We start from the raw sequence: 26,137 nt of genomic DNA on the forward strand, positions 1-26,137 counted from the left end.
ATATATTGAGAACGAACATTCTAATATAGGCATAAAACTACGTAGTAAGATCTTACACCGAGCCCCATCACTCTCTGCTTTGTAATCGTTTATATCTCCTACGCCAACAATATAACATATCTAGAACGATTGGTAAAGAATCGTTTTATAACTGTCTTGTGATCGTTATTAGTGAACTTATAGAATAGTAAAATCCCCTTTCAGCATCCTCGACTTCGAACAAGAACATGTGCCGATACAACAAAAAAGCCGCTGTAATAGCGACTTTAATGGTGTTGTTCCACAATATTTTGTCACAGATGTTACTTGTTTTTCAACGGGTTAACATGTTGTTCCATATGCTCTTCTCATAAATTCTAAGCCATTGCCTCTTCTCGCAGATCATGCTCCATGAAGAGAATATCACGTTTCATTTCTTTCATGCCCTGTCTTGAAATCCGCCCTGTCTCAAACATAGATTGAATGTTGTCTCGCTCCAGTTGAATTCCGACCCGGCCCAGATCCTGCATCGATAGGTCGAACTCTCGTCGGGAGTATGTGTCCGATTCGTTTCTGGTCATACGCAGCAGTATACTTTCATATTGCAAGATCAGTGAGCTGACTGCCTCTATATCTGATTCGCCTTCTGAAAGCAGACCTTTTAGCTGCTCAATGACATAAGCCATATTTTGAATTTTGAGTCTGGTCAATTCAGCGCGTCTTTCTCGAATGCTTAGTCGGGCAGGATTCAGCATCCCGAACATTTCGACCCATTGCTTAATGGGAAAAACCTCTTTTTTATAGCGGACATCTCTTGTACGCATAAACAACAGTTGGTTAATTCTTTTAAGGTAATTGTACGCTGTATATGGATTTACTTCTTTCTTTTCAAGAGCAAGCAACGTATTCTCTCTTTCCCATTTCATGACAGGCAGACCCAAGGACCGCTGTGTCTTATCTTTCTTTTCATCTTTCCTAAGTGTTCGGATTCTGGAAGTATACATATTGATAATATGGGCGGTCGCAAGCCGGTTCTGGTCCGTGGTCAGTTCATTTAATCCGGTAACCACATTCCTCAGAATCTCAATTTTTGCCTGAATTTCGTCCTCTTCCTGCTCCGTTTGTGTTTCTTTACCTAATAAAAGCGGCAACAGATAGTTGGATGCCAGAAGAGTCCACAAGATTACTCCAGCCGCAAGGAAAATGATCAGATCTCTGGCTGGAAATGCAGTTCCATCATTCAGAAAAAACGGCAGTGACAAGGTACTCGCCAGTGTAATTGTTCCCCGAACTCCCGATAGACTGAGGATAAGCGCATTCTTCAACCGGAGCCGCCAAGGTTCGCGCGATTTGGCACCTTCAGGATTATCCATTAGCATTGCCCAGATGAGACGCAGCCCGAGTACAGCTAAAGTCAATAATAGTGTGTACATAATGACTTTAAAATTCCCTATGTCCGGGTTACTCCAAATCGTCTGGATAATATCAGGAAGCTGTGTTCCAAGTAGTAGGAAAACCAGTCCGTTCAATACAAAGATAATGACCGACCAGGTGCTTTTGGATACAACACTCAGCTTGGCTAACTCGGGGTTCATTTTCTTGTAACCAAAAGAATGGGCGATTCCTGCGGCGACAACAGCCAGGATACCGTTGACCCCTAATTCCTCCGCAGCCATGAAAATCAAAAAAGGAGTCAGGATCTCAATCAGCATGTGGAGCGTGACATTTTCCATCCCCAATTTGCGCAACCACTTCACCACACCATATTTTACTAAGGTAAGCAGAAGGCCTAACACCACACCGCCAAGTGAAATGGCAATAAAACTGATACTGGCCGTTTTGAAAGAGAATACACCTGTGACCATTGCAGCTACAGCGAATTGAAAGGAGACCAGCCCTGATGCGTCATTTATTAACGACTCTCCCTCAAGAATTTGCATCGTCTGATGGGGGATCTTCACTTTCTGCTCCAGTGCACCCACGGCCACAGCATCGGTAGGTGCTAGTGCAGCTGCCAATGCGAAGGCTGCCGCCAGCGGGATGACCGGAAGTAGCCAATTCAGGAAATATCCCATCACGGCTACCGTTACAAACACCAGACCCAGCGCTAGCAAAAGGATCGGTTTCTTCAGCTTCCAAAGCGCTTCTTTATCCGCATGCCTGCCATCATTGAATAGCAACGGGGCAATGAATAAAAGCAAAAACAACTCTGGATTTAATTTCAGTTCATAATGCAAGGGCAGCAAAGTAATTAACATCCCCAGCGCAATTTGAATAATAGGCACGGAGACCGAAGGGATAAACCGGTTTACTAAATTGGATAAAGAGACTGCCGCCAGCATCAACAAAATAAATTCAAACAATTCCAAACGAATCTTACCTCCATATTTATCTGCAATAAGCAGCTTTTCGTAAAACAGGTTTCTAACAAGAATTCATCTTATTTTAAAATGCATTTATGAACTGTATATGAATCGCTTTGCACCTAGCCTGCCCAGAGCAATATTCTCATAATCCACATAGGTATTTTTATCGGAATTGCCGATAATTTCATTAATACTTTCTAATCGAAATTTCTTTTCAGAAGGTACCCCGCGCTGTTGAAAAACAAAAGCAGCCGCTTAGCGGCTGCTTCTGCATAACTACATTCATATTCAGTTCACAAAGCTATTTTATTCTATACAACATCATTAGAAATATTATGGATCATGGGAGGAACGAATATGAAAAAAAATATTCTAGTTAGTGGGGCGAGTTTCGCCGGAATTTCAACAGCCTACTGGATGAAGCAGTTTGGCTACAACGTGACCGTTGTTGAGATCGCTGAAGGTCTTAAAAAAGGCGGCACACCTGTAAATATCCGCGAAGACACCGCCGACATCGCGAAACGTATGGGGCTTCTAGACCAAATCCAGTCGAACAAAATAGACATGGAATTGATGGAATTCAAAAATTCCGATGATGTCACTGAAAAAGTCGAAATCCGTGAGCAGCTTGCAGAAGATGAATATGAAATCGAGCGAGATGTATTGCTGGATATCATGTTCGAGGCTGTCCAAGATGACGTTGAGTTTATTTTCGGAGATAGCATTACGTCATTAAAGGAAGAAAGTAATGGCGTTGAAGTAGTTTTCAAAGGAGGACAAAAGCGCTCGTATGACCTGGTATTCGGCTGTGATGGTATTCATTCGGCCGTCAGAAAATTATACTTCGGCGAGGAAGCGGAATTTTCGCATTTTCTTAAAACGTATTTCTCTATCACGATCGTGGATAAGCTGTTGATCCGGGAGAATACGACACAGATGTACAACGAGCCGGGCAAGGCGGTCATGCTGAACTCTTATAACAATAAAACCGATATCGTGCTCTGCTTTTCTTCGGAGAAGGAACTCCCTTACGACTACCGAAACGAGGAACAGCAGCGGGATATCATTTTGAATCAATTTTCCGGACTAGGCTGGCGAACGCCGGAATTGCTGGAAGAAGTGAAGAACTCAAAAACTTTTTACTTTGACAAGCTGTGCCAAATGAAAATGCCGTCGTGGACAAAAGGCAGGGTAGCCCTAGTCGGTGATGCTGGATACTGCGCCTCTCCGGCTGCTGGCATGGGTGGATCACTCGCAATAGATGGAGCGGCAGCGTTGGCTGATGCTTTCCAAAAAAACCATGGGAATTATGAACTTGCGTTCCAAGAATATAATCAGAGTTTCCGTCCTTTCATCGAGGAAGTTCAAGCAAACGCAGAAATGATGGTAGATTTTCTAGTCCCACGAACTGAAGAAGACATTCGCGAAAGAATTTCGCAAACGGCATCCATCAAGGACATATAAGGACCGATCTGTAGGATATTGAGACTATCATTTGAGGGTATTTTTTCAGTGTGTATTTGTTGAGTTTAATGATTAGAATCAAGTTCTTGTCCTCAGTTTGGGGCAAGAACTTGACTCCTCAAACAAAAAAAACCGCTAAATTAGCGGTTTTCAATGGATGCATGCAAAGTTTATTGGTGATTTATCATATAGATCAATCCTATAAGATTACCTTTTACCTCGTATATCAAGTTAAAGGTGTAATATCCTTTTTCTTCATTGGACATATCTAAAGTAAACTTGTCGGGGTTCTGTTCCCATTCGCTCACATTGATCAGTGTCTCTTTAAACGTTTTATTGTTTCTAACACTTGCTGAATAGGGGATCACTTTATTACCATCTATTCCTGTAACCAAATTTGTGACTTCAATGCTAGGGCCCGTTAGCTCTCCTACTTCAATGATTTGAGGATTTGCCAACAAGTTAGCGAGTTTGGTTAACCCTTTTAATGGCGAGAAATCCGTAATTGCATTGCCTGTGATATCTAACGTCACCAAGTTATTTGCGTACTGCAACCCCTCTAGGGATTTAACTCTTCCAGATTTACTATTAAGTGTTGTCAACTTCAGCATATCGCCAAGGGTTAGATCTCCCGTTATTCCTAGCGTTGTCTTAATAGAGTCTCTTAAATATTCATCTTGTATGACAATCGACGCATTTAAATCAACTTCGGTTAATCCAGCTATTGCTGCCTGTAATGCCGCTAGTGCTGTATCCACTTCTTCTTGCTTAACTTCCTTATTAGCCAGGATCTCCTCGGCGGCGGATAAGCTAGCGGTGAACGCCGCAGCACTCTCCTCTGTGTACCCATCAAGATTAATCACTTTAGCATCTGTAACAACTTGTTCCAGATCTCCAGTATATAGTCTAGCCGCGTTGACAAAATGTAGCTTTGTATCTCCCCATGTGGCATGGTCAGATCCATTGCCATTTCCACCATCTGTCACGACTAATTTAAGCTCTTTCGCTCCGTTAATGTCTACTTCAATGAATTTTTGCGGATCTCTAGAGTTCATAACTCCACTGTCGAATTTCTTATCTCCATCCACATAAACCTCAAAGCTTACAGAGCCGACAGAACCATACATTTGCCGATCTACACCCACATAGGACGTGAAGTAATCATAATTCTTATCGCTTAAATCATACACAATCGTAGAGTTCGAATGTGCTCCAATGCCTCTGTCATAGATTACTTCACGATTATTCTCATCCGTTAATCTCAAAGCATGATTACTAATCGAAATATCCTTTTGCGGAGCAGCATAGCTATTTTGGGTAGAAGTCCAATCAACATCTGTCAGATACTTGTAATCCTCCATGTTAACGACAGCGATCGTACGTGTTTGCGTCACTACATTACCATCGCTATCCGCTACAGTGTAAGTGATTGGATATTCTCCAACTCGATTGAAATTCACTTGCTCTCTTCCCGTAACCACTACACTAGAAGTTAAATCCCCATCCTCAGCATCCACGGCTTTATAATTTTCATCGATCTGGAGGGTTTGTCCTACTTTCATCGATATCGATTTCGGTATCGTAAGTGTTGGCACACTATTTAGTACAAGGAACTTTGCATCTGCAAAATCAGCATGATCAGAAGCATTTCCGTTACCTGCATTATCTACGATTAGCTTCAATTGCTGTACACCCGCAAGCGGGATTTGAACCCTTTTGGCTTCTGTACCATATTTCATCAATCCACTGTTATACACTTCTTGGCCATCTGCCAGAATACTGAACTTCACGCTGGAGTTATTCTGCTCCGGAATATTGCGATCGACACCTACGATCGTTTCAAAATAGGCGTAGTTATTATGGGCAAGATTATATACGATTTCCGAATTGGCGTGTGTTCCAATTCCCTTTTCAAACTCTTGAATTGCACCATTGACGAGTAACTTGATTGGATTGTTCGAACTGGCTTTATCTTTTCTAACCACATTATAATCTGTTTTAGCCGACTCCCAGTTCAAATCGCTTGCATAGGGGCTGGCGCTGTAAACAACGATTTGTCGTGTCTTTGTAACGGTATTTCCATCGCTGTCAGTCACTTTGAATTGGACTTGATACGTTCCAGACTTACCTGGATTGAAACCATTCAAGTTCACTTCAACTTGTGCTGTTAAATTACCATCTTCGGCATCAAATGCTTCTACGCCCTTCAGCACATCAAACTCACTATTTAACTTCACTGTAGCCATTTCTTCAGGAACCGTTAACGTAGGTAGGCTAGCATTATTTGTGAACTTTGCATCTGCCCATACCGTGTGATCCGCTGTATTTCCATTGTGGTTCGCATCGGTTGTGACGAGCTTCACTTCTCTTGCGCCTGTTACAGGGATCTGTACAAATTCATGTTCTGTACTCGATTTGAACACATCACTGCTAAATTTCTGTTCCCCATCGACGTAGATTTCGAACGTTGCAGAGGAAGCCGCATTACCTTTCACAGCCTGATCGATACCAATATAACTCTCGAAAAAGTCATACCCTTTGTCTTCAATGTTGTACACAACTTCAGAGTTGGCATGAACACCTAACCCCTTAGTATACATTGCAGCTAGACCTTGTCTTACTAAAGTAATTGCGCTACCTGATGGTGCCTTGTCCTTCTTCAAGGAGCCCCAGCCTACACTAGCTGATGCCGTATCCAGATCGGAGGCGTACACATAATCACTTGTTACGGTTACGTGCGCCGTTTTGGTTTCGGTAGTTCCTTCATTCTTGATTTCATAGACAACCTCATAAATTCCTTTTGTCGTGATATCCACGTTATTTGTTTTTACAGCGATAGTATCGGTAAGATCTTTCCCTTGATAATTCGCTGCCTTAACGTAGCTGATTGGATCAAAAGCCTGATTCAGCTTGAGCGTAATATGCTCTTCAACCGATAGCATTGGTTTGAATGCCTTAACCTCTACCGGGCTCAGCGCATTCAATTTTTTATCATAACCAATGATCTTATAGGTATAGTTTTGAGCCATATCGACATTGGCGTCTACAAATTGGTCCGTACCCGTAAATCCAACTAAGACATTGTCCCGGTATATTTCATAACCCAGCAAATCTTCCTTGTAGGCTTTATCCATATTAAAGGTCAACGTATTCGTTTTTGCTGCTGCATTCGAGCTAATATTGATGTTGATAGGAACATTTTTATTAGCGATCCCTGTTCCTTCATAGTGGACGACTGAATTATTTAAATACCATAACTTGTTGGACGCCTGGTATTTGCTTACCTTCACTTTGGTCTCGGGATTAACTGTAAAACCGTGTCTAGCAAAAAAGCTGCTCAAATCCTGACCTAATACTTCTGACGAGAATTCTACTAAATATTGTTGTCTGGAGCTTTCCCCATTAGGAAGGGATACTTTACGATCTCGATATAGACTATTTAACTCCGCCCAGTACCCTGGATGGGCCAATTCTAATTGCCAGAATGCGCCAAGTCTCGCAAAAAGACCCTGCTGTTCCATCGCTACTTTATTTTCTTGAATAACATATTTATAAATATCCGATTCAAATGGGATGCGTGTATCTATGGAATTACGCTCTACTGACATCAACATAGGTAACATGTTATTGCTGACCTCACCATACTCCCGTTCACCTACAGCCATGCGGTGCCCGATCTCATGCGATAAACCCCAACCTGGATATACCTTGCCGAAATCTTGTAGCATCAAAGGTACGGTTTCAGCCTGAATTCCAGTATGGTCACCTGCTGCATACATCGCACCATACGGCTGCATTAATCTAATATTCTCTCGAATAAGCTTAGGATCATGGTTCTCACTGCGGCCATCTAGACCAAAGTAATCAAATAATCTATTAATCCATACATCATAACCCGTTAAGGTAGCCACAGGATTTTGACTCTTCGTAATAAACTCATTGTAGGCTTGTGTAGCCGTACCTGTGAAAATAATACGATCACTCACCATTTCAACTACGTCGATCATTTCACGGTCTTTAATGTTCGGATGGGCTGCTTTATCTGCATTTAATCTTTGTTTATAATCGTTCAAGAAAGCTTTAAATTCGGCCGGATCAGAGTCCTGCGTCATCATCGGGAATCGTTCTACATCTTCAAAACGAATACGAGGCGCTTGGCCTTGCTCTTCAGACGTATAAGGATTAACGATGTAGATAGGTCCACCTTTTGTTACATCATGGGCGTAAGCACTGGTTGTAGGGTTTTCAGGTACCACGATCGTATTTTTTCCAGGACGCAATTGCACTCCTTTTGCCCAGCTATTCCAAGCACCTTCTTGCTGCGAAAAGATTAATGAAGGCACTTTATCAGTAGAATCGACATCCACATATACGTTAATCGTATCGCCCGGCATGGCTACAAGTCCGGTAGGCTGGTTATTGGTGCCCATACTAAATCTTAAGTTTTGCTGCGCATGCTTCTTCATATCGCCATGTTGTTCAGCTGTAATGATCATTCCTGCGGTTTGCAGTTCACCGCTCACGATCTTTTGGGCTACATCAAGCTGAGCTTTAAACTGAGAATATAAAGGATGGGACTTTGCCTCATTTTCCAAAGCAGTTATTTTCTCTACTGTGTTAAACTCCCCGCTAACCTGACTATATGTATTATCCGTAAACAGTTTGTTCATCTTATCCGACAGAGCATCTTCTTTATAAAAAGCAAACTCAGCCGCACTCGCCCAATCTTGATTTGCCTTCTTGAAGACAAACTTGATTCGCTTAAATGCTGTTGGCGCAAATTTCATTTCAACTACGTCACCTGTGGAGCCTTTATACTCCCCCGTGGATACTAACGTGAAATCATCGCCTGCATCCGTCATTGAACTGTAAATCTCAAACTCTTGAGCGAATCCTTTCCCTTTAGCTCCAGTTTGTCTAGCTGCGTACACGATTCTATTTAATGTAGTCGATTCATCCAAAAGAAGTACGACCTCATTTGTAAATGTTGAAGAATTGGGTTTACCTGTTTCCCAGTGTGTATTTATATCTCCATCAATCCCCTTATTTATGGTGGAACTTGAGTAGTTCCCCCCATTATTAGTGATTGACTTAATATGAGTAGTGTTCATTTTAAAGACATCATTATAAGCATTTAAAATGTCTTTTCCGTATAAATCAAACAGTTTAACGGATGCCACAGTGGGTACAATAGTGCCACGATCCCCTGCCTGGTTTGTCACAGTAGCATTAGAAACACTGGATAGTTGACTTCCTGCAGCATACCCTGCTTCACTTGACAGGCCAACGAGTAGTGCTGCAGATGTAGCGATTGCAATCATTTTTTTCATAATTGTTTCCTCCTGATGAATGATAGTTATGACAACTGACCTAAAATAGCGCAAAAAAAAACTACCCATAAGAGTAGTTTTATTGCACGCAAAGCTATTAAAAGATGAAGACTTCACCTTTTATAAACTTCTAAGAACAAAAAGCATCATATACTCTTTGGCAACTGGCTGACATTGTCATAAAACTTGAAACTTTAGTCCCTGTAGCTTTGCGTCCCTACGTTTCCATAGGTTTGCCTATTCAGTTGTAAGTACATTTAGACATATTATCACAGCATTACATCAATCACATGGTTAATTAGTATGATATAGGACTAGGTAATTTAAATTATTTTTTAATGATTCTTGGCAGCTAATCACGTTGATTAGCTGCCTTCTTGATTTTATTGATCTATCGTTACTCGTTAGTGCAAAGTTTTTTAAACGCAAACCCACTTACAATTAAACACGCTTTTGAAGCTTGACATCACATTCTGACATATTCCCAGTGACGTATTCGATATAATTCACAGAGCCATTAAAGTTCAAATATGCTTCATAACGCATGCGGATGGCGGGTAATGTAATCCAATCCAGAACATTTTCCTTTGGAACCCAACTACATTCGCTCGTTTCATCAGAAGTCGCTAACTCTCCACCTACAGCTTTGCACACGAAATCAAACATAACCTTTGTGGGAACATCCGTCACACCGTCATACCACTTATGTATCGCTGTATTCGAAACAACATTAATTAAATGGTTAACCTCAGCGTCAATTCCACTTTCCTCTTTTATTTCACGAATCACACCGTCAATCAGATTTTCTCCAACTTCAGTTATACCACCAGGATACACCCAACCATCATCATGGGCTTTTACTAATAGGATATTTCCATTTCCATCTTCTACAATTCCACCTGATGAGACAATGTGTGTCGGAAACGTCATTTCACAACCTCCAATTTCAGTAAATTTGTATATTTATTCCACAGAATCCCTGAATTACCCTCCTTTTGTGAACATACTTGAAAGTGGCTTAAACTCAGCTTAAGCTTATTTCCCGAACAAGATCAATGTATGGAGTTGGATTAACCAACTCAGGTTTGGATAACGCGGCCCCAGAGCCCAATGATAGATTTAATTATCATTTAGATTCTCTAGACGATTTGATTAAAATTCAAAAAGGGATCTGAGATAATTTGTTTAATGTCCGAATCTTAATCTCTGGACCATCCTCCACAGTCCGCTTAATTCATTAAGTTCGTACACGCTGTACGCGCTTGATTCCTGTGCGCAGTGAAAGCCCAAAGCAAAGAATCAGGATGATTCCGGCAACCACATAAGGGTAGTTAACATTGATATCAAACATCAGTCCAGCTACTACCGGCCCGATGATATTGCCAAGGCTGGTAAAAGCGGAGTTAAGTCCAGCCAAATATCCTTGATGTTCTTTTGCGACCATGGACATTTGAGTGCTGATGGCCGGACGCAAAATATCGATGGACAAGAAGACAACAAAGGTGACCGCGAAGATCAGCCAATATTGGTGTACGAACAACGTCAACAGAACAAATACCCCGGCAAGGATCAAGCAGACTGTAATGACTGTTTTCTCACCATAACGGCTTATAATCCAACCGAAAATGGTTAACTGAATCAACGCGCCCCCAATAGAGCCGAATGTGAAAATGAAGGCAATATCCTTTGGTGTGAAGCCAAACTTATGGTCAACGAACAGACCGTATACCGCTTCATAGTTGGCAAGTCCAAAGGACATGACGAACACAATAATTAAACTGATAAAATAAGGCTCGCGGTATGTAAACCTTAACTGTTGAATTAGACTTCTTTTGGGTTCCAGATTAGGCATTGCTTTGTCGCTATTCCCATTACCCTTTACAAGGGATGAAAGAGATTCCGGCAGGACAATCATAGTAAGGATCGCAGCGATTAGACCAGCAACCCCCGCAGCATAGAACGGAACACGAATGCCGAATTCGGCAATATAGCCCCGATGCCGGGGCCAATGATGTAGCCTGTCGAGATCGAGGCATTAATGAATCCCATTCCCTTCGCACGATCTTCCTCGGAGGTTACATCCGCCACATAAGCCATAACCGTTGGCATGATAAGTGCTCCACTAACGCCACCCATCATCCGGATACAAAAAGCAGCAAAGCTGAGTCGGCTAACCCAAATATCACTTCAGCACAGGCGAAAACTAGCATTCCGGCGACAATCATTCGCTTGCGTCCTAAGGAATCGGATAATCGTCCCGCCAGTGGTGAGAAAATCAACTGTGTAAATGCAAAGGAAGCAGTAAGCATCCCAGCAATCGTACCGTTAATATCTAAAATAGTAATATATTGCGGTATCACTGGTATGACCAGACCGATACCAGCAAAAACTAAAAATAGGTTAAACATCAGAAGCAGCAGAGCGCCCCGATTTTTGAATAATAAAGCCATCTAAATTGTCCTCCCTAAATCAAATATTGAATATGTATGCTAAATATGTAACTTCCGCAGACGCTGATCTAACCCATTGTGAAGTAAAGAATAACCAACATATGGTACCTATTTTCATTCAAATATACTTTTTAAATATAAATGTTTAAAAAGTATGGAGTTAAATGTAATACACATTTTTTCCGCTGTCAATATATACTTTCTTAAATTTAATGTGTTGATCGGTGAGTGAGCCGATTCCCTCGATCGGACGTATTGTGGACTGACAGTCTGTAATTATTCAATGTACAGTTCAGGCTGAAAACCCCGGTCTGACCGCTCGTGACTATATAGACAGCAACCGGTTCGTCGTCCCGAATATGAGCAAACAGACGAAAAAAAAGCCGCTAAAATTAGCGACTTTTAATGTGATAATTTTTATGTCCCTCTGACATCAACTATCTTTTTGGAACAGCTCCATTTCGAGTTCAATGGTATTCAAAATAGAAATGATTCAACTAAAATATAATTCCGATAATTATAGCGGATAAAACGCTTACAAGTGTTGCGCCATATAACAGCTTCAATCCAAAGCGAGCAACAATATTCCCCTGTTTTTCATTCAGCCCTTTTACTGCACCCACGATAGTACCAATGGACCCAAAGTTAGCAAATGAGATTAGAAAAACGGAAACAATAGCTGTAGTACGCCCACTTAAACCGTCTTGAATCTTAACAAAGTCTAACATGGCAACAAATTCATTCGCAACCAGCTTCGTTGCCATGATACTCCCCGCATGAACCGCTTCATGCCATGGCACACCGATCATAAAGGCAATTGGTGCAAAGACATACCCTAGAACTCCCTGAAATGATATTCCAAATATGCCACTAAAGACCCCGTTAATTAAAGCAATGATTCCAACAAAACCAACTAACATTACCCCAACTACGATGGCTACTTTAAATCCATCCATAATATATTCGCCCAGCATTTCAAAAAACGTTTGTTTGCCCTCTTCCTTAACTTCAACGATATCTTCTTCTGCTGTAACTTCATACGGATTAATGATGGATGTAATGATAAAGCCGCCAAATAGGTTTAAAATTAATGCAGCTACTACATATTTAGGTTCCAGCATCGTCATATATGAACCAACAATGGACATGGATACCGTTGACATTGCAGATGCACATAATGTATACAAGCGATGTTTTGGCAATAATCCAAGCTGATTTTTCACAGAAATAAATACTTCATTCTGTCCTACAATTGCGGCTGCAACTGCATTATAAGATTCCAATTTTCCCATGCCATTTACTTTACTTAGCACCAGACCAATATACTTGATAATGAACGGCAGTATTTTGTAATGTTGCAGGATTCCTATTAATGCTGACATAAAAACAATTGGCATCAACACAAACAGGAAAAAGGTATGAGCTCCTTCATTGGCAATCCCACCAAAAACAAAGTTCGTTCCTTCGTTGGCATATCCAAGTAATTTCGAAAAACTATCGGCAAACCCTTTAATTAAGAATTCGCCTATACTCGTTTTTAGTATAATTAATCCCAAACCTAACTGAATAACAATCATTATGATGATTGGACGATATTTGATTTTCCGTTTATTATTACTTGCAAGCCAGGCTAGTAATAGAACAATAACCAGACCAACAACAGAAATTAGATAATGCATAATTAACCCTCCAAATTATCGATACTTTTTTTGGAATCCTCATATCGATTTGCATCTTTCCACATTAACCCTTGTTCCAAAATAATCGCCAATAGACTTCCGCAAATTAACCCATTATTCAAAATGGCTATTACAATCGGAGATAAATGGCTGGTAGCGGATGTAGGAATAAACATTAAACCCACACCAACTAAAAGAGAAACTCCGCTAACAACAAATGTTCGTTCTTCATGCAGAACCTTCTTCAATTCCTTCAGCGATAATCCAACCATCTTCACAAAGATAACGAATGTAACGGCATAGCCTATAGGCGCTGGAATACCGGATATTACGTTCATTATTGGCGGAAACAAGGATACAGAGATGACTAAGGTGCATCCAATTAAAAACGATTTCCGTTCCCTCATTCCTGTTTGTTCAACATATCCCGCCGCTCCCGAAATAGGCACTGAGCCAATCGCTCCGAAACTGCCACCAATAAAATGGGTAATGCCAGAAGTAAATCCGGCACGCAAATAACGGTTATGATCCAATTTCTTTTGTTTCATAACGGTCTCCATCAACCGAATAGACGCAAGCGCATTGGTTATTAACAATAGTGTTAATAGAAAGGCAGTTGTGACTGTCCCGCTATCAAATCTTGGACTTCCAAAAGGAAATAGTTTTGGCAGTTTAAATAGTGTATCCGCCGGTGAAATCACCGGCATCTTGTCGCATATGATAAACAATAAGCAGCCTATCGATATACTGATTATTACTGAAAATTGGCGCAGCAAAACAAAGCGACTGTTCCCTAACCCAAAGGTAATGCAAATCACAATCACACTCAGCACGAACACTTTAACATCTAACAAGGTGTGGCTTGACGTGATCCCCATCATACCTTTCATAAAAGAACCGCTTAATTGAAAGATCAATAAGAGCAAATATATAAAAGTGACCGTTGGCGTAAATAGACGAGCGATTTTATCCATCAGCTTAAATGCTGAGATTAGGATAAATAAAACTCCACTACAGATCATTCCCCCACTTAAAGCTTGCAGGGCAGCTATATTCGAAGAATACAATACCCCCACTAAACTTGCGTAAATAGTGAAAATGCTCCACCATAACCCTGCTGGACCTTCATGAATAGGGGATTTATGGCCGATGACGCCTTGTAAAAATCCAGCTATTCCTAAAGTAATCAGTGTGCTCTGGATGAGTCCAGAAGCCTCCATGGGTGTTAGGTTGTATAAATCTGCGATAGCAATTGGCGCAGCAATTGCACCTGCGATCATAAACATCATCCACTGCAATCCAGACAGTACTACCTTCATTTCTTTCTCACTCTCTTTTCTTACTACACTACTCTTATCGGTAGATTAGCTCTCAATGGCTGTGTTAAGAGCGATTTCGACCATTTCATAAAATGATTGTTCACTTTCTTGATGAGTTAAGTGCTCCTGTGTTAACAATTGACTACCTACTGTCAAAATAGATAGCGCTTTCACGCCATATTTAGCGGCTAACGTATATAGGGCTGTGCTTTCCATTTCAACTCCTAAAACACCAAAATCCATAAACTTGTGAAGTCGATCTAAGCTCTCACGGTAGAATTCATCGGAGTTATAGATGTTGCCGACAAAGACATTTACTTGTTTAGCTTGTGCTTGTTGATACGCTTTCATTAACAATGAGAAATCTGCTGTAGGTGCATAATTACAGCCATGGAAGATCTTATCCGTCATATTACTATCTGAAGACACGGATTGGGCTATTACAATATCGCGGATATTAATTTCTTTCTGCATCGCGCCACATGTACCAATACGAATCAATTTCTTCACTTCATAATCGACAATCAATTCCGTTGCATAGATGCTCATCGATGGATTTCCCATCCCTGTCCCCTGAACTGATACCCGTATCCCCTTGTATAATCCAGTGTACCCATACATGCCTCTTACTTCGTTATAACAATTGGCCTCATCTAAAAAGTGTTCTGCTACAAATTTTGCACGTAAAGGATCTCCTGGAAGCAAAACGATGTCCGCTATTTCTCCTTTTTTTGCGCCTAAATGCCTACTCATATTTCTGCCTCCTACTCTCAATGTTGAACTCAGGCTTACCGAAATCTCTTCCGCTTGCCTTCAAGAAAATCTGTTCGGAAAGTACATTGAGCATAAGATTTTTCAGCATAACAAACTAGACCAAAATCTTACGAAGGATACGGGAAATAATTGATCAAATTATAAAAGTAATTCTTTACGAATATTGTCCAGATCTCTTTTAGACGGGATCGTAGAGATAATAACAACAGGCACGGTCTGCAATGCAACAGGGATATTACTAATGACAAAATCAATCTGATGTTGCTGCATCATTTCGTCGGAGAGCCCTTTCATTATGGAAGTAATGATGATCAGCTGATCCCCAATTTCCTTCTTTATCAAATCCGCTATGTAATGACGAATTGAAAATTCTTCTCCAATCACCAAGAAGGCCCTTTTCCTTTTATAACGTAAATTGGAACGAACAATTAAGGTTAGCTTGGTTAAATGAAAATTATTGTACAAGACGGCTGGATAAGCTTTACTCCACGTTTGCATGCAGGTTTGCAGTTCTTGATAAAGCTGTTGGCATTCCTTTTGAACATAAGCCGTTAAATTACTTTGTGAAATCATCATCCATTCAGGAATTGCATTATCGATTAATAACTTGTCAAAAAACGCGTATATCTCCAATAGAAATCGTTCTTCCATCTCCAAGTTAGGGTATATTTTGGCTAGTAGCCTTAGAAGCAGATTACCCATTTGATATTCTTCTTTGTCCTTATGCAATTCAACTTCTTTCATCGGCGTTATTTCTGATCCTTCATAATAATGATATTGGCTGAGACTGACCAGAGATTGCATAAAGTAAATTTCACTATGGGGAAAATCAATGGTAAGCTTCTCTCCAAGACTCTTGGCGAGGGTCTTCACAGGCAGATAAAACATCCCCTTTTCCCAAGGGTAAGCACTTTCGTCGATTTTTACGTATTTCCCTTTAGCGACTCTTTCCACAACAATGGCCAACAAAAAAGATAATCTCCGTTTGGAATTGATAAAATACACAATATTTTTCTCATTCTCTGTATTTGTGATTAACTGATTGATATATGCAAAATCGACATTCGCAAAGGGCCATCCTGTGAACTCATACGCATCACAATATAACTTCCAATAGAAATATCGGATATTCATTTCATTCCCTTTGATTATCGGGGTTGAATATGTAATGCGTAACTTATACGCTTTTAGATCATTATTATTTAATTGCACGATCAGTTTCTTCAACGAGGAGGTACTCATAAACATAACTCCGGCAAGCTCCTCCACGGACAGTCGATCCACATTCGTGAACAAAACATTCATCAGTCGATAAAAAATGGTTTGTCTGAACATTGAAGAAATCACTTCACTCATCGTCTCACTTCGCCCATCGCGCCGAAGAACGATTCCCTTTCCTCTAGAAACTTCTATGGTTACCGTAGGGGGTAATTGCTTGCTGATTTCCTCAACCATCTTACGTATGGTTTTATCGGAGATACCTAAACTTTTTTCAACTTCAGCTAAGGTAAACCATCTTTGTTCCGTATCAAGCAGCGTTAATAGTTGATTAGCTAATGTAAATCCTTTATCCATGTTTCCACCCTATTTCAATGTGATTTGAATGTCATCGTGTTTTTGGCTAATGAAACGTCAATTCCCTCATAAGAAAAGAATCGGCTCTTTAATGTATTTAAATACGATCTATGATAAACCAGTGTGAATAAGCTTAAACTATCCAATGCGTTAGTTCAATCCATATACAAGTCGACCCTTTCGGCCACACCATTGATATGATTTCCCTTTTTTATCCATAAAAAAATCCCCTCCGCTAGACAAGATTAAGTCCATCTTAACAGATGTCTTTTTTTTCTTGTCTACGAAAAGGGGATAAAAGCAATTTATATCTATAGATCTTATACTTTAATATTCAATTTGTGTTGTCTTCATAAAGATTAAGATTTCTTTCAAATTGTTCTTCTAAATGCTCTGCGTAACTGACAACTCGTGGGGATTCCAATAACCTACCTACTACACAATATAATCCAATCAAAATACATACAGATATAATGATTTCAACAATGAATGGCATCATTCTTCCATATTCTCTCCTTACCAGGTAACGTCTAAGTCGGCCCACGTTAGATTTGATTATTTGCTTGGTTATCCACTACCATTCGACTTGGTCGAAACGCATGTTTTTGTAGTAATACTCTCTGTCATGATCGGTGATTTCACGAAGGACCCTGCAGGGATTACCCACAGCGATAACATTACTAGGAATATCCTTGGTTACCACGCTTCCTGCACCGATCACACTACCCGAACCAATAGTAACTCCTGGCACAATCACAGCGCAGCTACCGATCCATGCGCCATCCTCGATGACTACCGGTAGGGCGAACATTCCACCTTCTTTGCGCTTTTCTGGATGTACTGGATGATTGGTTACAGCAATCGTGACATTCGGACCAAACATGACATCGTTTCCAATCGTGACTTTATAGTCATCGACAACAGTTAAATTAAAGTTGATATAGACATTGTTGCCTACTGTAGTGTTTGATCCATACGACATCCGAATAGGAGGTTCCATCCAAACATTTTCACCAATACAACCGAAAAGTTGTTCCATCAGAGTCTTACGCATTTCAATATCATCGGGATGTAAGCGATTGATCTCATAACATAGTGCCTTTCCTCGTTGACGCGCCCGAGCCAGATCAGAAGCTTCCTGTGGATAATTCGCATCGTGATCCGTAAACAGTTGTCGGCTTGCCATTCGTTCTGTAATATTCATGCCTTAGTCTCCTCTGAATTTAATCTAATCTATTTATTTTAGTTGACCTTACATTCTTTGACCGTCTATTTCTTAACCTACTGGTGAAAAAGTCCTTGTAATATTATTTAGCCATTTGAATTGGCGATAACGGTAAAATGCCAATGGCAACTTAATGATCTCATCCAAACTAATGACGATATATAATACCAGGGGTGATACGTGCCAGACAAAAGCACAGAGATAACCAAGCGGTAAAATAATACCCCACATTACAATCGAATCACACCAAAAGCCAAATTTAGAGTCACCACCTGCAGTAAATATTCCTGAGATATTAGTGGCATTAATGGATTTAGCAATACAATAAAATGCACTGATATATAACATTCCATCCAAGTAGTTTTGAGAAATGACATTTAGATTTACTACGGAGAAAACAAGCGGTTTTATCAGGATAATTGTACATCCTGCTATTATTCCAAATAGTAAAGCATAAAGATTCATTCTGCTTCCTACCTGTTTTGCTTTGTCGATCTCCCCTTTACCTAGATATTTCCCAACCAATATAGATCCCCCACTAGCAATACCTCCACACAGGACAATCGTTAAATTCTTAACCACGGATGCAACAGAATTCGCTGCAACCATGTCAGCACTTACATGTCCAATAATTGCGGCAGTCGCAGTTAGTGCCCCTCCCCAAACAATGTAATTGCCTTGAACAGGCATGGTGTATTTCAGGAAATCCTTTAGGAGATTGCACTGAATTCCATCCCATTTGGGAAAACGAAAACGAATCGATCCTCTCGTCACTGAGTATATAACACAGCAGCCCAACTCAATAAACCGAGCTAAAACTGTAGCAAGAGCTACCGCCATGATTGCCATTTCAGGTCTGTCTGGGAAAAGGACAAAGATACATAACGTATTAAACAAAATGTTTAACATTAAACATAGTGAACTAATCCAAGCGCTTAGTTTTGCATTTTCCATACTTCTAATCACGCTAAGATACATTTGTGAAATGCCCATTGCAAGATAAGAAAACGAATTCATCTTTAGAAATATTGAACCATAACGAATTAATTCACTATCATTTGTAAAGAAACGCATTAACGTTTCAGGATATAAAAAAGATACTAAAAAGAACAAAATAGAAATACTAAATGAGAACAAGCAGGCAGTGCTGAGAATACGTTGTATGGTTTGAACATCTTTCTTCCCCCAATATTGTGCAGTCAAAATCCCTGCTCCCGTAGCCATGCCCATGTAAAACAATGTTAATGCAAAGGTGATTTGTCCCGCTAACGATACGGCCGACATTGTAGATTGGCTAATCATTCCCAACATAACTACATCAGCTGATATAACTGTTGCTGAGATTAGATTTTGTAATGCAATGGGAATGACAAGCGTGATTAATTCCTTATTGAAATCTCGCGTCATAGGAGTAGTTAACTGTATGCGCTTTTTCTTTTTAACGTATATCCACTCCTCTCTGTTGCTTTCCATATTATCAAGATAGGATAAATTCATTGTCCTTTCCATAAATATTGGCTATACTTTTGTCAAAATCGTATATTTATTGGAGGCACTTTGTTGGATGAAAAATTTAGAGGTATTTTCTGATTTATCGGAAAGATTGAATTATAATCTACCTGACCTACCCTTGTATGTCCGGAGAGGAAGCTTGAATGAATTTGATAATTTTGCAGCTGCCGCTCATTGGCATTCGGATGTTGAGTTCATTTACATTCTGGAAGGCTCCATGGAGTATTCTGTTAACGGACAGACCATTAAATTAGAGCAAGGAAATGGGATTTTTGTGAATAGCCATCGTTTGCATTTTGGTTTTTCTCACAGTCATTGTAATTGTTCATTTATCGTTATAGTGATCCATTCCTCTCTCATCGGGGAAGGTTCGTTCATACGAGCTTACTGGGAAGAGAAGTTTGGGCCAAACATGGATGATTTTGTATTACTAGCAGAACAGATCTCCTGGCAGCACGAGATATTGTTATCCATTCAAGCGATCTATGCTGAAATGCATAATAGCTTTGCTCCAAATCCGTTCCGCTTAACTTCTCAGGCTTTATCTTTATGTGCTGGTATTGGAGATCACTTGCAACCGAAGGTGGGAGATATCCACGATGTGCAATTATGGACGAATATTCAGCAAATGACTCGATTCATTCATCAAAACTACGAGCAAAAAATAACTCTTGAAGACATTGCGTCCTCAGGAGCCGTTTGTCGAAGCCGCTGCTGTACTTTATTTAATAAATACGTGGGTCAAACTCCCAACAACTACTTAACTCGATACCGCCTTCATAAAAGTTGTGAGATGTTGAGGGAAACCAAAAGACTTGTGAGTGAAATCGCACTTGCCTGCGGCTTTCAAAGTGTGAGCTACTTCTCATCCCTTTTTCGCAAGCACATAGGATTAGTCCCGCTAGCATATCGAAAAAGCGACATAAATGGCTTAAGTAAAACGGAGAATTAAACCTATAAATTACTTACAGTGGACCTTTTAACAACACGATTTAAAGTTCAGTTCTGTCCCGCCAAGCAAACCAGTATCTAAAAAAAGATTTTCAACAGTTAGCGATCCTCCCTCGCGTGGGAAAAGAACTTGTAGCAATAAAACAAAAAAGCCGCTGAATTAGCGACCCTCTTTATCTTTTTTTCATTTTCAAAGTATCTGTTCTCGGGTTAACGCGACCCTCCTTAGAATCCTTTCACGGGCTTTGCCTTTGGTGTTCTTGGTGTTCTCCCTCTTATGAGCCAGATACTTCTTCCGTTTTCAACTCACTCTTTGCGATATCGATGAAGGCAGCCATTGATGGAGAAATCCATTTCTCACGATGCCAGAGCATCTGTGCGGAAAAGGATACCTCCGATAAATCCCATGGTAAAGCAACTAGTCTCCCCTCTCTTAATTCTTCCTTTAAAGCCATCTCAGGTAACAGGGCGATCCCAAGACCAGCCACAGCGCATTGTTTAATTGCTTCGACACTATGAAACTCCAGTTCTGTCAATGCATCGGCTCCTTTTTTCAATAAGGACTGGTTAAAAGGAGTGCGATAAGAACAGTTTTTTTCAGTCAACAAAAAATGCTGTTTGTGAAAGTCATCAATGTTCAATGAGGAGTGCGTTGCTAACATATGATCTGGAGAAACCACCATTTTAAAATACTCATCTTTCAAAAATTCTGAATGAAGATCTTTGGCTGCAACGAATTCATCCAATACAAAAATCACATCTGTAAGTCCTTCTCTTAGGCTGTTTCTAAGCTCTTGTCCGGACAAGGGACGAAACAAAAGACGAACGTCTGGGTAGTTCTCCCGGAAGCGTTTGAACAAAGCAGGAAGAAAGTATGCACAAATAACTTCGTCTGCCCCGATAGTAACCGTTCCTGTCGTTTCCCCGTGCTGACTTGATACACACTTGGCCTCTTCTACATCGTTCAGGATTTTAGTAGCATAAGGCAAGAATTGTTGGCCGGCATCCGTTAACATGACATTTTTGCCTAGTCGATCCAGCAATTTTACGCCCAACTCTTCTTCCAAGGATTTGATCTGCATGGTTATGGTAGATGGTACATAGCTCAATAGTTCAGCAGTCCGACTAAAGCTGCGTGTAGAAGCCAGAGTCCAAAAGGTTTTTAGTTGACGTATTTCCATAATCGAACACCTTCTTTGTTCAAAAAAATTGAATGTTACCTTCAAAAACGTTTCGTTGAATTGATGATAAGCGTATTGTAGAGTGAAAATCAAGTTATTACTAATTTGGTTATGAAGGAGCATCCATCAATGAAAGATTATGAAACGTATCCCCTTGGAGATCTATTGCTACAATCCGGTCAGCAACTCCCTCAAGCATTTATTGCTTATAAGACCTACGGTACCTTAAATGCCGCAAAAAACAATGTTATTGTGTATCCGACTTGGTTTGCTGGTCTTCACACCGATAATGAATGGTTAATTGGAGAGAACAAGGCACTAGATCCTAATCGATATTTTATCATTGTGCCCAATATGTTGGGTAACGGATTATCGTCCTCTCCCAGTAATACTCTTGCTCCTTTTGATAAATCCAATTTCCCTATCATCTCTATGTATGACAATGTACGTGCTCAACATCAACTCATGACTGAAAAATTCGGTATCAGCAAAATCAAGCTAGTTGTGGGTTGGTCTCTAGGAGCAATGCAAGTTTTTCAATGGGGAACAAGTTATCCTGAAATGGTCGAACGTATTGCACCATTTGGCGGAACGGCGAAAACGAGGCCGCTAGCACAACTGGTATTCCAGAGTATGATCGCAGCACTACAAGCGGATTCAAAATGGGAAAGAGGACTTTACAAGCAACCACCTGTTGACGGTCTCGCAGCGATGGGGAGAGTTTATGCCCCTTGGGGATTTTCAAATTCATACTATTTGGAGAGATTGTATCAATCCGAGGGATACAGCTCATTGAAACATTATGCAGAAGAATACTGGGACCAAGTATTTTTGTCCTTTGATGCGAATGACTTGATTGCCATGTTACGTACAGGAATAAGTGGAGACATTAGCGATAATCCCGTCGACCAGTACAACTTCGAACAGGCATTACGTAAAATCTCCTCTCCTGCACTCGTTATGCCGGGATCAAGTGATTTGTTTTTCACTCCAGAGGATAGTAGGTATGACGTTCAACATATGTCGAATGCTGTTTTTCAACCCATAGAATCCAATTGGGGACACTGCTTTGGAATCGGTGCAAACGAAGCGGATTCACTCGTTATAGATAGTCATCTAAAGCGATTTTTGGAATTAGGCTAATTAAATAGGGACTTTCAGTGGGACTAAAACCTTTTAATCAGCCATCATTTCATAGGGAAGTGTCTTCTTTATATAGTCTCATTGATTTTGATCAACAATTTCTTTAATACTTGCTTCTCTTCGTCGGTAAGGACTTGAATGATTTCTTCCTCCACCTTTTGGAAAGAGTCTTGAAAATCTTCAATCAGTTCAATCGCTTTTGGCAATACGTATATGTTTTTTTGCCGTTCATTATTGGCCGGGATTTTACGCTCGATTAACCCTTTTTGCTCTAGAGCTTGAAGCATACTTGTAATGCTGGCCCGACTTAGATGAAACCGATCTGCAAGATCCATTTGAATAATATGACTATTTTGGTTTTCGTAAATATAATCGATTACTTTTCCTTGTTGAGCGTTTAAGCCCAGCTCTTTTATACTCTCGTCCGCTCTTTTCTTTAACTTAAGACCGATAATCTGAAATAAATCCAGATAAGGTGTTTCCTTTCGGGATTTCATAATCTTCCCTCCTGTGATTGTTAGGAATCTAATTGTAAGTAAATAAACTATACAGCGATCCTATTGGCTTGTCAAAAAAACATTAGCTCGTTGACAGTTAGGAGACTAACAGTTATGATTCGAATTGTTCGATAAACAAACACTTGGGAGGAATTCAAATGGAGAAGGTAAATAAAAATGCTGCGTTAGAACAAGTTACGGCGATTACAAATGTACGTATCTTTGATGGGGAGCAAATCATTGCGCCTAGACATGTTGTCATTAAAGGGAAGTCTATTGTTTCAGTCGGTGGAGACCTTCCGGCGGATGCAACAATTATCGATGGAGAAAATGCGACTCTAATGCCTGGTCTGATTGATGCACATGTCCACACTTCCATCGGCGGATTACGAGATGCGCTAAAATTCGGCGTTACCACTGAACTCGAAATGAACGGTGATTTTACTAAACGAGGGCGCGAAATTCAGTTGAAAAATGTGAATGACATCGCAGATGTCCGTTCCGCTGGCACAGCAATCACCGCTCCGGGTGGACATCCGGATGAATTATTGCCGGATGGAGATGAAATACCTGAATTCGTATTAAAGGAACTAGAGAAGTTATCGGAGGAAGATCGGGAAGCAATGTTAGCCGCATACGCTCACGATCACGATGAAATACCGCAAGTGACAACAGTCGAAGAATCGAGTAAACATGTGCATACCCAAGTCGAGAATGGGGCCGACTATATTAAGATCATGATTGAAGAAGGAACGGTCATGGGTGCACCTGGCCTGCCTGTATTAAGCGATGAGATTCTAAAAACAGCCGTGACAGAAGCCCACAAGTCCGGTAAGCTGGTCATCGCCCACGTCTTGACGGCTCTTTCATCGCAACAAGCCATCGATTTTGGAGTCGACGGTTTGGGCCACTTGTTCATCGACAGACCCGAGTACACCTCCGAGTTAGTGAAATCTATAGCAGGTTCAGGCGCATTTGTTACACCCTGCTTGGTGTTGAATTCATCAATTATTGGAAATACGGCATCCGAATTGGCGAATGATCCGCGTGTGCATTCCAAATTAAGCCCTGATTGGATCGATATTTTGAACTCAAGCTTCAATACGTTCCCTCAAGGCAATATGGAGAATAGCTTTAAGAATGTGATGGACCTTCACCGTGCTGGAGTTGATATTCTGGTAGGGACAGATGTCGCACCGGTTCCCGTTCCGAACCTAGGCGGCCTTGCTCATGGGGCAAGTGTCCACCACGAAATGCAGTTGCTGGTGAAAGCCGGGTTCACTCCGATCGAAGCTCTTCAGTCGGCTACTTCGAAACCGGCCCGTTGCTTTGGTCTTCACGATCGCGGCCGTATTACCGAAGGTGCGCGTGCTGACCTCATTCTCGTAGACGGTGATCCAACAACTAATATTTCGGATACCTTGTCGATCAAATCCGTGTGGTTCAATGGTTCGCAGCAACTATGTTAATCCCATTCGATCTGCCCGTATATTGGAAAACTCCGTGCTTTGGCACGGAGTTTTAAGCATTTTCCTCTTTGAAAACCGTATCCTTGCCCTGAAATGCGTATTCACTCTAGGGCTCTTCAGGATCTACAGTTATAGGTAAAAGGATACGGGTTACCGTCCTATTCACATCCATTTCACTTGTCTGGATACGGATCAATCATGCGAATCGTGCCATCCGGATTGTACGTTAACTCAGCAAACTTTACGCAGCGCTTGTAATCGACGCCGCCAGAAAGGGAACAATCGTGATAGAACAAATACCACTTTTCCCGAAATTGTACAATCGAATGATGCGTTGTCCAGCCCATGACTGGCGGCAAAATGGTACCTTGGAATGTAAACGGACCCATCGGATTGTCGCCAATGGCGTACACCAGCTTGTGCGTTGTTCCTGTGGAGTAGGACAAATAATATTTCCCGTTATATTTGTGCATCCAAGGGCCTTCAAAATATCTGCGATCCTCATCCCCAGCGGTCAGCAGCTTTCCATCCTGATCCACGATGGATAACTCCAGCGGCTCCGACACCATCGAGAGCATATCTTCACTCAGCTTTGCAACTTTTGGTCCGATCGCCGAAGCATCCGGAGCAGGACCTTCCGCATGTTCCACGTAGCTTCCAGTCTGCCATTTCTCCAACTGTCCCCCCCACAACCCGCCAAAGAGCATATAAGCCTGCTCATCATCGTCTACAAACACTGCGGGGTCAATGCTGAAGCTGCCCTGAATATATTGCTCCTCCGGTTTGAACGGCCCTGTCGGTGAAGACGATGTAGCCACGCCGATGCGGAAAATGCCATCATGGTCCCGAGCCGGGAAAAACAAATAATAGGTGCCTTTTCTGTATGCGGCATCCGGAGCCCACATTTGACTGGACGCCCAAGGTACATCCTTCACATGCAGAGCTTCGCCATGGTCCGTCACGGCTGAATTCATGTCCGCCATAGAGAGTACATGATAATCCTCCATCTTGTACTGATCTCCATTGTCATTCACCGGACCGTCGTGATCCAGATCATGGGAAGGATAAATATAAATACGATCCTCGAATACATGCGCTGACGGATCAGCAGTAAATATATGGGTAACTATAGGTTGATGCGGTTTAGGTAATTCAGACATACAAATGGCTCCTTCCAATAGATATGTACTCCCAAGTATCTCTTCGAGATGTTGTGGTTAAAC

The 26,137-nt window shown here is 41.0% G+C and carries 16 protein-coding genes, 1 pseudogene and 1 riboswitch; of the genes and pseudogenes, 4 read left to right on the plus strand and 13 right to left on the minus strand.

Annotation, left to right across the window (positions count from 1 at the left end):
* Nucleotides 1-356: 356 nt before the first annotated feature.
* Nucleotides 357-2,348, minus strand: coding sequence for a Na+/H+ antiporter (locus tag PTQ21_RS22730; RefSeq protein ID WP_274567245.1), 1,992 nt, complete (start codon nt 2,346-2,348; stop codon nt 357-359).
* 354 nt (nt 2,349-2,702) lie between these two features.
* Between PTQ21_RS22730 and PTQ21_RS22735 the strand changes: the two genes are divergently transcribed.
* The gene (locus PTQ21_RS22735; RefSeq protein WP_274567246.1) at nt 2,703-3,809 is read left to right on the plus strand and encodes an FAD-dependent monooxygenase; all 1,107 of its coding nucleotides are present in this window, start codon (nt 2,703-2,705) and stop codon (nt 3,807-3,809) included.
* Between the two features lie 170 nt (nt 3,810-3,979).
* Here the strand turns inward: PTQ21_RS22735 and PTQ21_RS22740 are convergent, their stop codons facing one another.
* The 9 genes and pseudogenes from PTQ21_RS22740 to PTQ21_RS22780 form a co-directional block, all read right to left on the minus strand.
* Nucleotides 3,980-9,139, minus strand: coding sequence for an NPCBM/NEW2 domain-containing protein (locus tag PTQ21_RS22740; RefSeq protein ID WP_274567247.1), 5,160 nt, complete (start codon nt 9,137-9,139; stop codon nt 3,980-3,982).
* A gap of 156 nt (nt 9,140-9,295) precedes the next feature.
* Nucleotides 9,296-9,387: riboswitch (cyclic di-GMP riboswitch) on the minus strand.
* A gap of 193 nt (nt 9,388-9,580) precedes the next feature.
* Nucleotides 9,581-10,069 (minus strand): NUDIX hydrolase, encoded by a 489-nt coding sequence (locus PTQ21_RS22745; RefSeq protein WP_079693760.1) that lies wholly within the window; start codon nt 10,067-10,069, stop codon nt 9,581-9,583.
* Between the two features lie 307 nt (nt 10,070-10,376).
* Nucleotides 10,377-11,589 (minus strand): annotated as a pseudogene (locus PTQ21_RS22750) (MFS transporter).
* Nucleotides 11,590-12,086: 497 nt separating this feature from the next.
* Nucleotides 12,087-13,268 (minus strand): NupC/NupG family nucleoside CNT transporter, encoded by a 1,182-nt coding sequence (locus tag PTQ21_RS22755; protein WP_063563670.1) that lies wholly within the window; start codon nt 13,266-13,268, stop codon nt 12,087-12,089.
* Between the two features lie 2 nt (nt 13,269-13,270).
* Nucleotides 13,271-14,557: a purine/pyrimidine permease gene (locus tag PTQ21_RS22760; protein WP_274567249.1), complete on the minus strand. Its 1,287-nt coding sequence runs from the start codon at nt 14,555-14,557 to the stop codon at nt 13,271-13,273.
* A 75-nt stretch (nt 14,558-14,632) separates the two neighbouring features.
* The gene (deoD, locus tag PTQ21_RS22765; protein ID WP_064637627.1) at nt 14,633-15,340 is read right to left on the minus strand and encodes a purine-nucleoside phosphorylase; all 708 of its coding nucleotides are present in this window, start codon (nt 15,338-15,340) and stop codon (nt 14,633-14,635) included.
* Nucleotides 15,341-15,499: 159 nt separating this feature from the next.
* Nucleotides 15,500-16,936, minus strand: coding sequence for an AcpB/EbpR/MafR family transcriptional regulator (locus PTQ21_RS22770; protein WP_274567251.1), 1,437 nt, complete (start codon nt 16,934-16,936; stop codon nt 15,500-15,502).
* Between the two features lie 574 nt (nt 16,937-17,510).
* A complete protein-coding gene (locus PTQ21_RS22775; RefSeq protein ID WP_274567252.1) occupies nt 17,511-18,140 on the minus strand; it encodes a DapH/DapD/GlmU-related protein in 630 nt (209 codons plus the stop codon).
* A 72-nt stretch (nt 18,141-18,212) separates the two neighbouring features.
* Nucleotides 18,213-19,634, minus strand: a complete 1,422-nt coding sequence (locus PTQ21_RS22780; RefSeq protein ID WP_274567253.1) for an MATE family efflux transporter — start codon at nt 19,632-19,634, stop codon at nt 18,213-18,215.
* Nucleotides 19,635-19,725: 91 nt separating this feature from the next.
* Here PTQ21_RS22780 and PTQ21_RS22785 point away from each other — a divergent pair, with 91 nt between their 5' ends.
* Nucleotides 19,726-20,625, plus strand: a complete 900-nt coding sequence (locus PTQ21_RS22785; protein ID WP_274567254.1) for an AraC family transcriptional regulator — start codon at nt 19,726-19,728, stop codon at nt 20,623-20,625.
* A gap of 274 nt (nt 20,626-20,899) precedes the next feature.
* On the opposite strand, the gene PTQ21_RS22790 is transcribed toward PTQ21_RS22785, so the two are convergent.
* Nucleotides 20,900-21,805 carry a LysR family transcriptional regulator gene (locus PTQ21_RS22790; RefSeq protein WP_274567256.1) on the minus strand — a complete coding sequence of 302 codons (906 nt, stop codon included), beginning with the start codon at nt 21,803-21,805 and terminating at the stop codon, nt 20,900-20,902.
* A gap of 129 nt (nt 21,806-21,934) precedes the next feature.
* Here PTQ21_RS22790 and PTQ21_RS22795 point away from each other — a divergent pair, with 129 nt between their 5' ends.
* Nucleotides 21,935-22,948 carry an alpha/beta fold hydrolase gene (locus tag PTQ21_RS22795; protein WP_274567257.1) on the plus strand — a complete coding sequence of 338 codons (1,014 nt, stop codon included), beginning with the start codon at nt 21,935-21,937 and terminating at the stop codon, nt 22,946-22,948.
* A 68-nt stretch (nt 22,949-23,016) separates the two neighbouring features.
* Here the strand turns inward: PTQ21_RS22795 and PTQ21_RS22800 are convergent, their stop codons facing one another.
* Complete coding sequence (locus PTQ21_RS22800; RefSeq protein ID WP_063563662.1) at nt 23,017-23,445, minus strand: MarR family winged helix-turn-helix transcriptional regulator; 429 nt, start codon at nt 23,443-23,445, stop codon at nt 23,017-23,019.
* A 158-nt stretch (nt 23,446-23,603) separates the two neighbouring features.
* Between PTQ21_RS22800 and PTQ21_RS22805 the strand changes: the two genes are divergently transcribed.
* Nucleotides 23,604-24,914 (plus strand): amidohydrolase family protein, encoded by a 1,311-nt coding sequence (locus PTQ21_RS22805; RefSeq protein ID WP_274567258.1) that lies wholly within the window; start codon nt 23,604-23,606, stop codon nt 24,912-24,914.
* 173 nt (nt 24,915-25,087) lie between these two features.
* On the opposite strand, the gene PTQ21_RS22810 is transcribed toward PTQ21_RS22805, so the two are convergent.
* The gene (locus tag PTQ21_RS22810; RefSeq protein WP_269056440.1) at nt 25,088-26,074 is read right to left on the minus strand and encodes a glycoside hydrolase family 43 protein; all 987 of its coding nucleotides are present in this window, start codon (nt 26,072-26,074) and stop codon (nt 25,088-25,090) included.
* Nucleotides 26,075-26,137: the final 63 nt, after the last annotated feature.

The sequence above is a fragment of the Paenibacillus marchantiae genome (assembly GCF_028771845.1).
Classification (GTDB): Bacteria; Bacillota; Bacilli; order Paenibacillales; family Paenibacillaceae; genus Paenibacillus; species Paenibacillus marchantiae.

Excerpts from the sequence above, each read along its gene's own strand:
- PTQ21_RS22755 (WP_063563670.1), bottom strand. The coding sequence starts at position 13,268 with ATGCATTATCTAATTTCTGTTGTTGGTCTGGTTATTGTTCTATTACTA.
- PTQ21_RS22745 (WP_079693760.1), bottom strand. The coding sequence starts at position 10,069 with ATGACGTTTCCGACACACATTGTCTCATCAGGTGGAATTGTAGAAGAT.
- PTQ21_RS22760 (WP_274567249.1), bottom strand. The coding sequence starts at position 14,557 with ATGATGTTTATGATCGCAGGTGCAATTGCTGCGCCAATTGCTATCGCA.
- PTQ21_RS22785 (WP_274567254.1), top strand. The coding sequence starts at position 19,726 with ATGAAAAATTTAGAGGTATTTTCTGATTTATCGGAAAGATTGAATTAT.
- PTQ21_RS22740 (WP_274567247.1), bottom strand. The coding sequence starts at position 9,139 with ATGAAAAAAATGATTGCAATCGCTACATCTGCAGCACTACTCGTTGGC.
- PTQ21_RS22795 (WP_274567257.1), top strand. The coding sequence starts at position 21,935 with ATGAAAGATTATGAAACGTATCCCCTTGGAGATCTATTGCTACAATCC.
- deoD (WP_064637627.1), bottom strand. The coding sequence starts at position 15,340 with ATGAGTAGGCATTTAGGCGCAAAAAAAGGAGAAATAGCGGACATCGTT.
- PTQ21_RS22775 (WP_274567252.1), bottom strand. The coding sequence starts at position 18,140 with ATGAATATTACAGAACGAATGGCAAGCCGACAACTGTTTACGGATCAC.
- PTQ21_RS22800 (WP_063563662.1), bottom strand. The coding sequence starts at position 23,445 with ATGAAATCCCGAAAGGAAACACCTTATCTGGATTTATTTCAGATTATC.
- PTQ21_RS22780 (WP_274567253.1), bottom strand. The coding sequence starts at position 19,634 with ATGGAAAGCAACAGAGAGGAGTGGATATACGTTAAAAAGAAAAAGCGC.
- PTQ21_RS22770 (WP_274567251.1), bottom strand. The coding sequence starts at position 16,936 with ATGGATAAAGGATTTACATTAGCTAATCAACTATTAACGCTGCTTGAT.
- PTQ21_RS22790 (WP_274567256.1), bottom strand. The coding sequence starts at position 21,805 with ATGGAAATACGTCAACTAAAAACCTTTTGGACTCTGGCTTCTACACGC.
- PTQ21_RS22810 (WP_269056440.1), bottom strand. The coding sequence starts at position 26,074 with ATGTCTGAATTACCTAAACCGCATCAACCTATAGTTACCCATATATTT.
- PTQ21_RS22735 (WP_274567246.1), top strand. The coding sequence starts at position 2,703 with ATGAAAAAAAATATTCTAGTTAGTGGGGCGAGTTTCGCCGGAATTTCA.
- PTQ21_RS22805 (WP_274567258.1), top strand. The coding sequence starts at position 23,604 with ATGGAGAAGGTAAATAAAAATGCTGCGTTAGAACAAGTTACGGCGATT.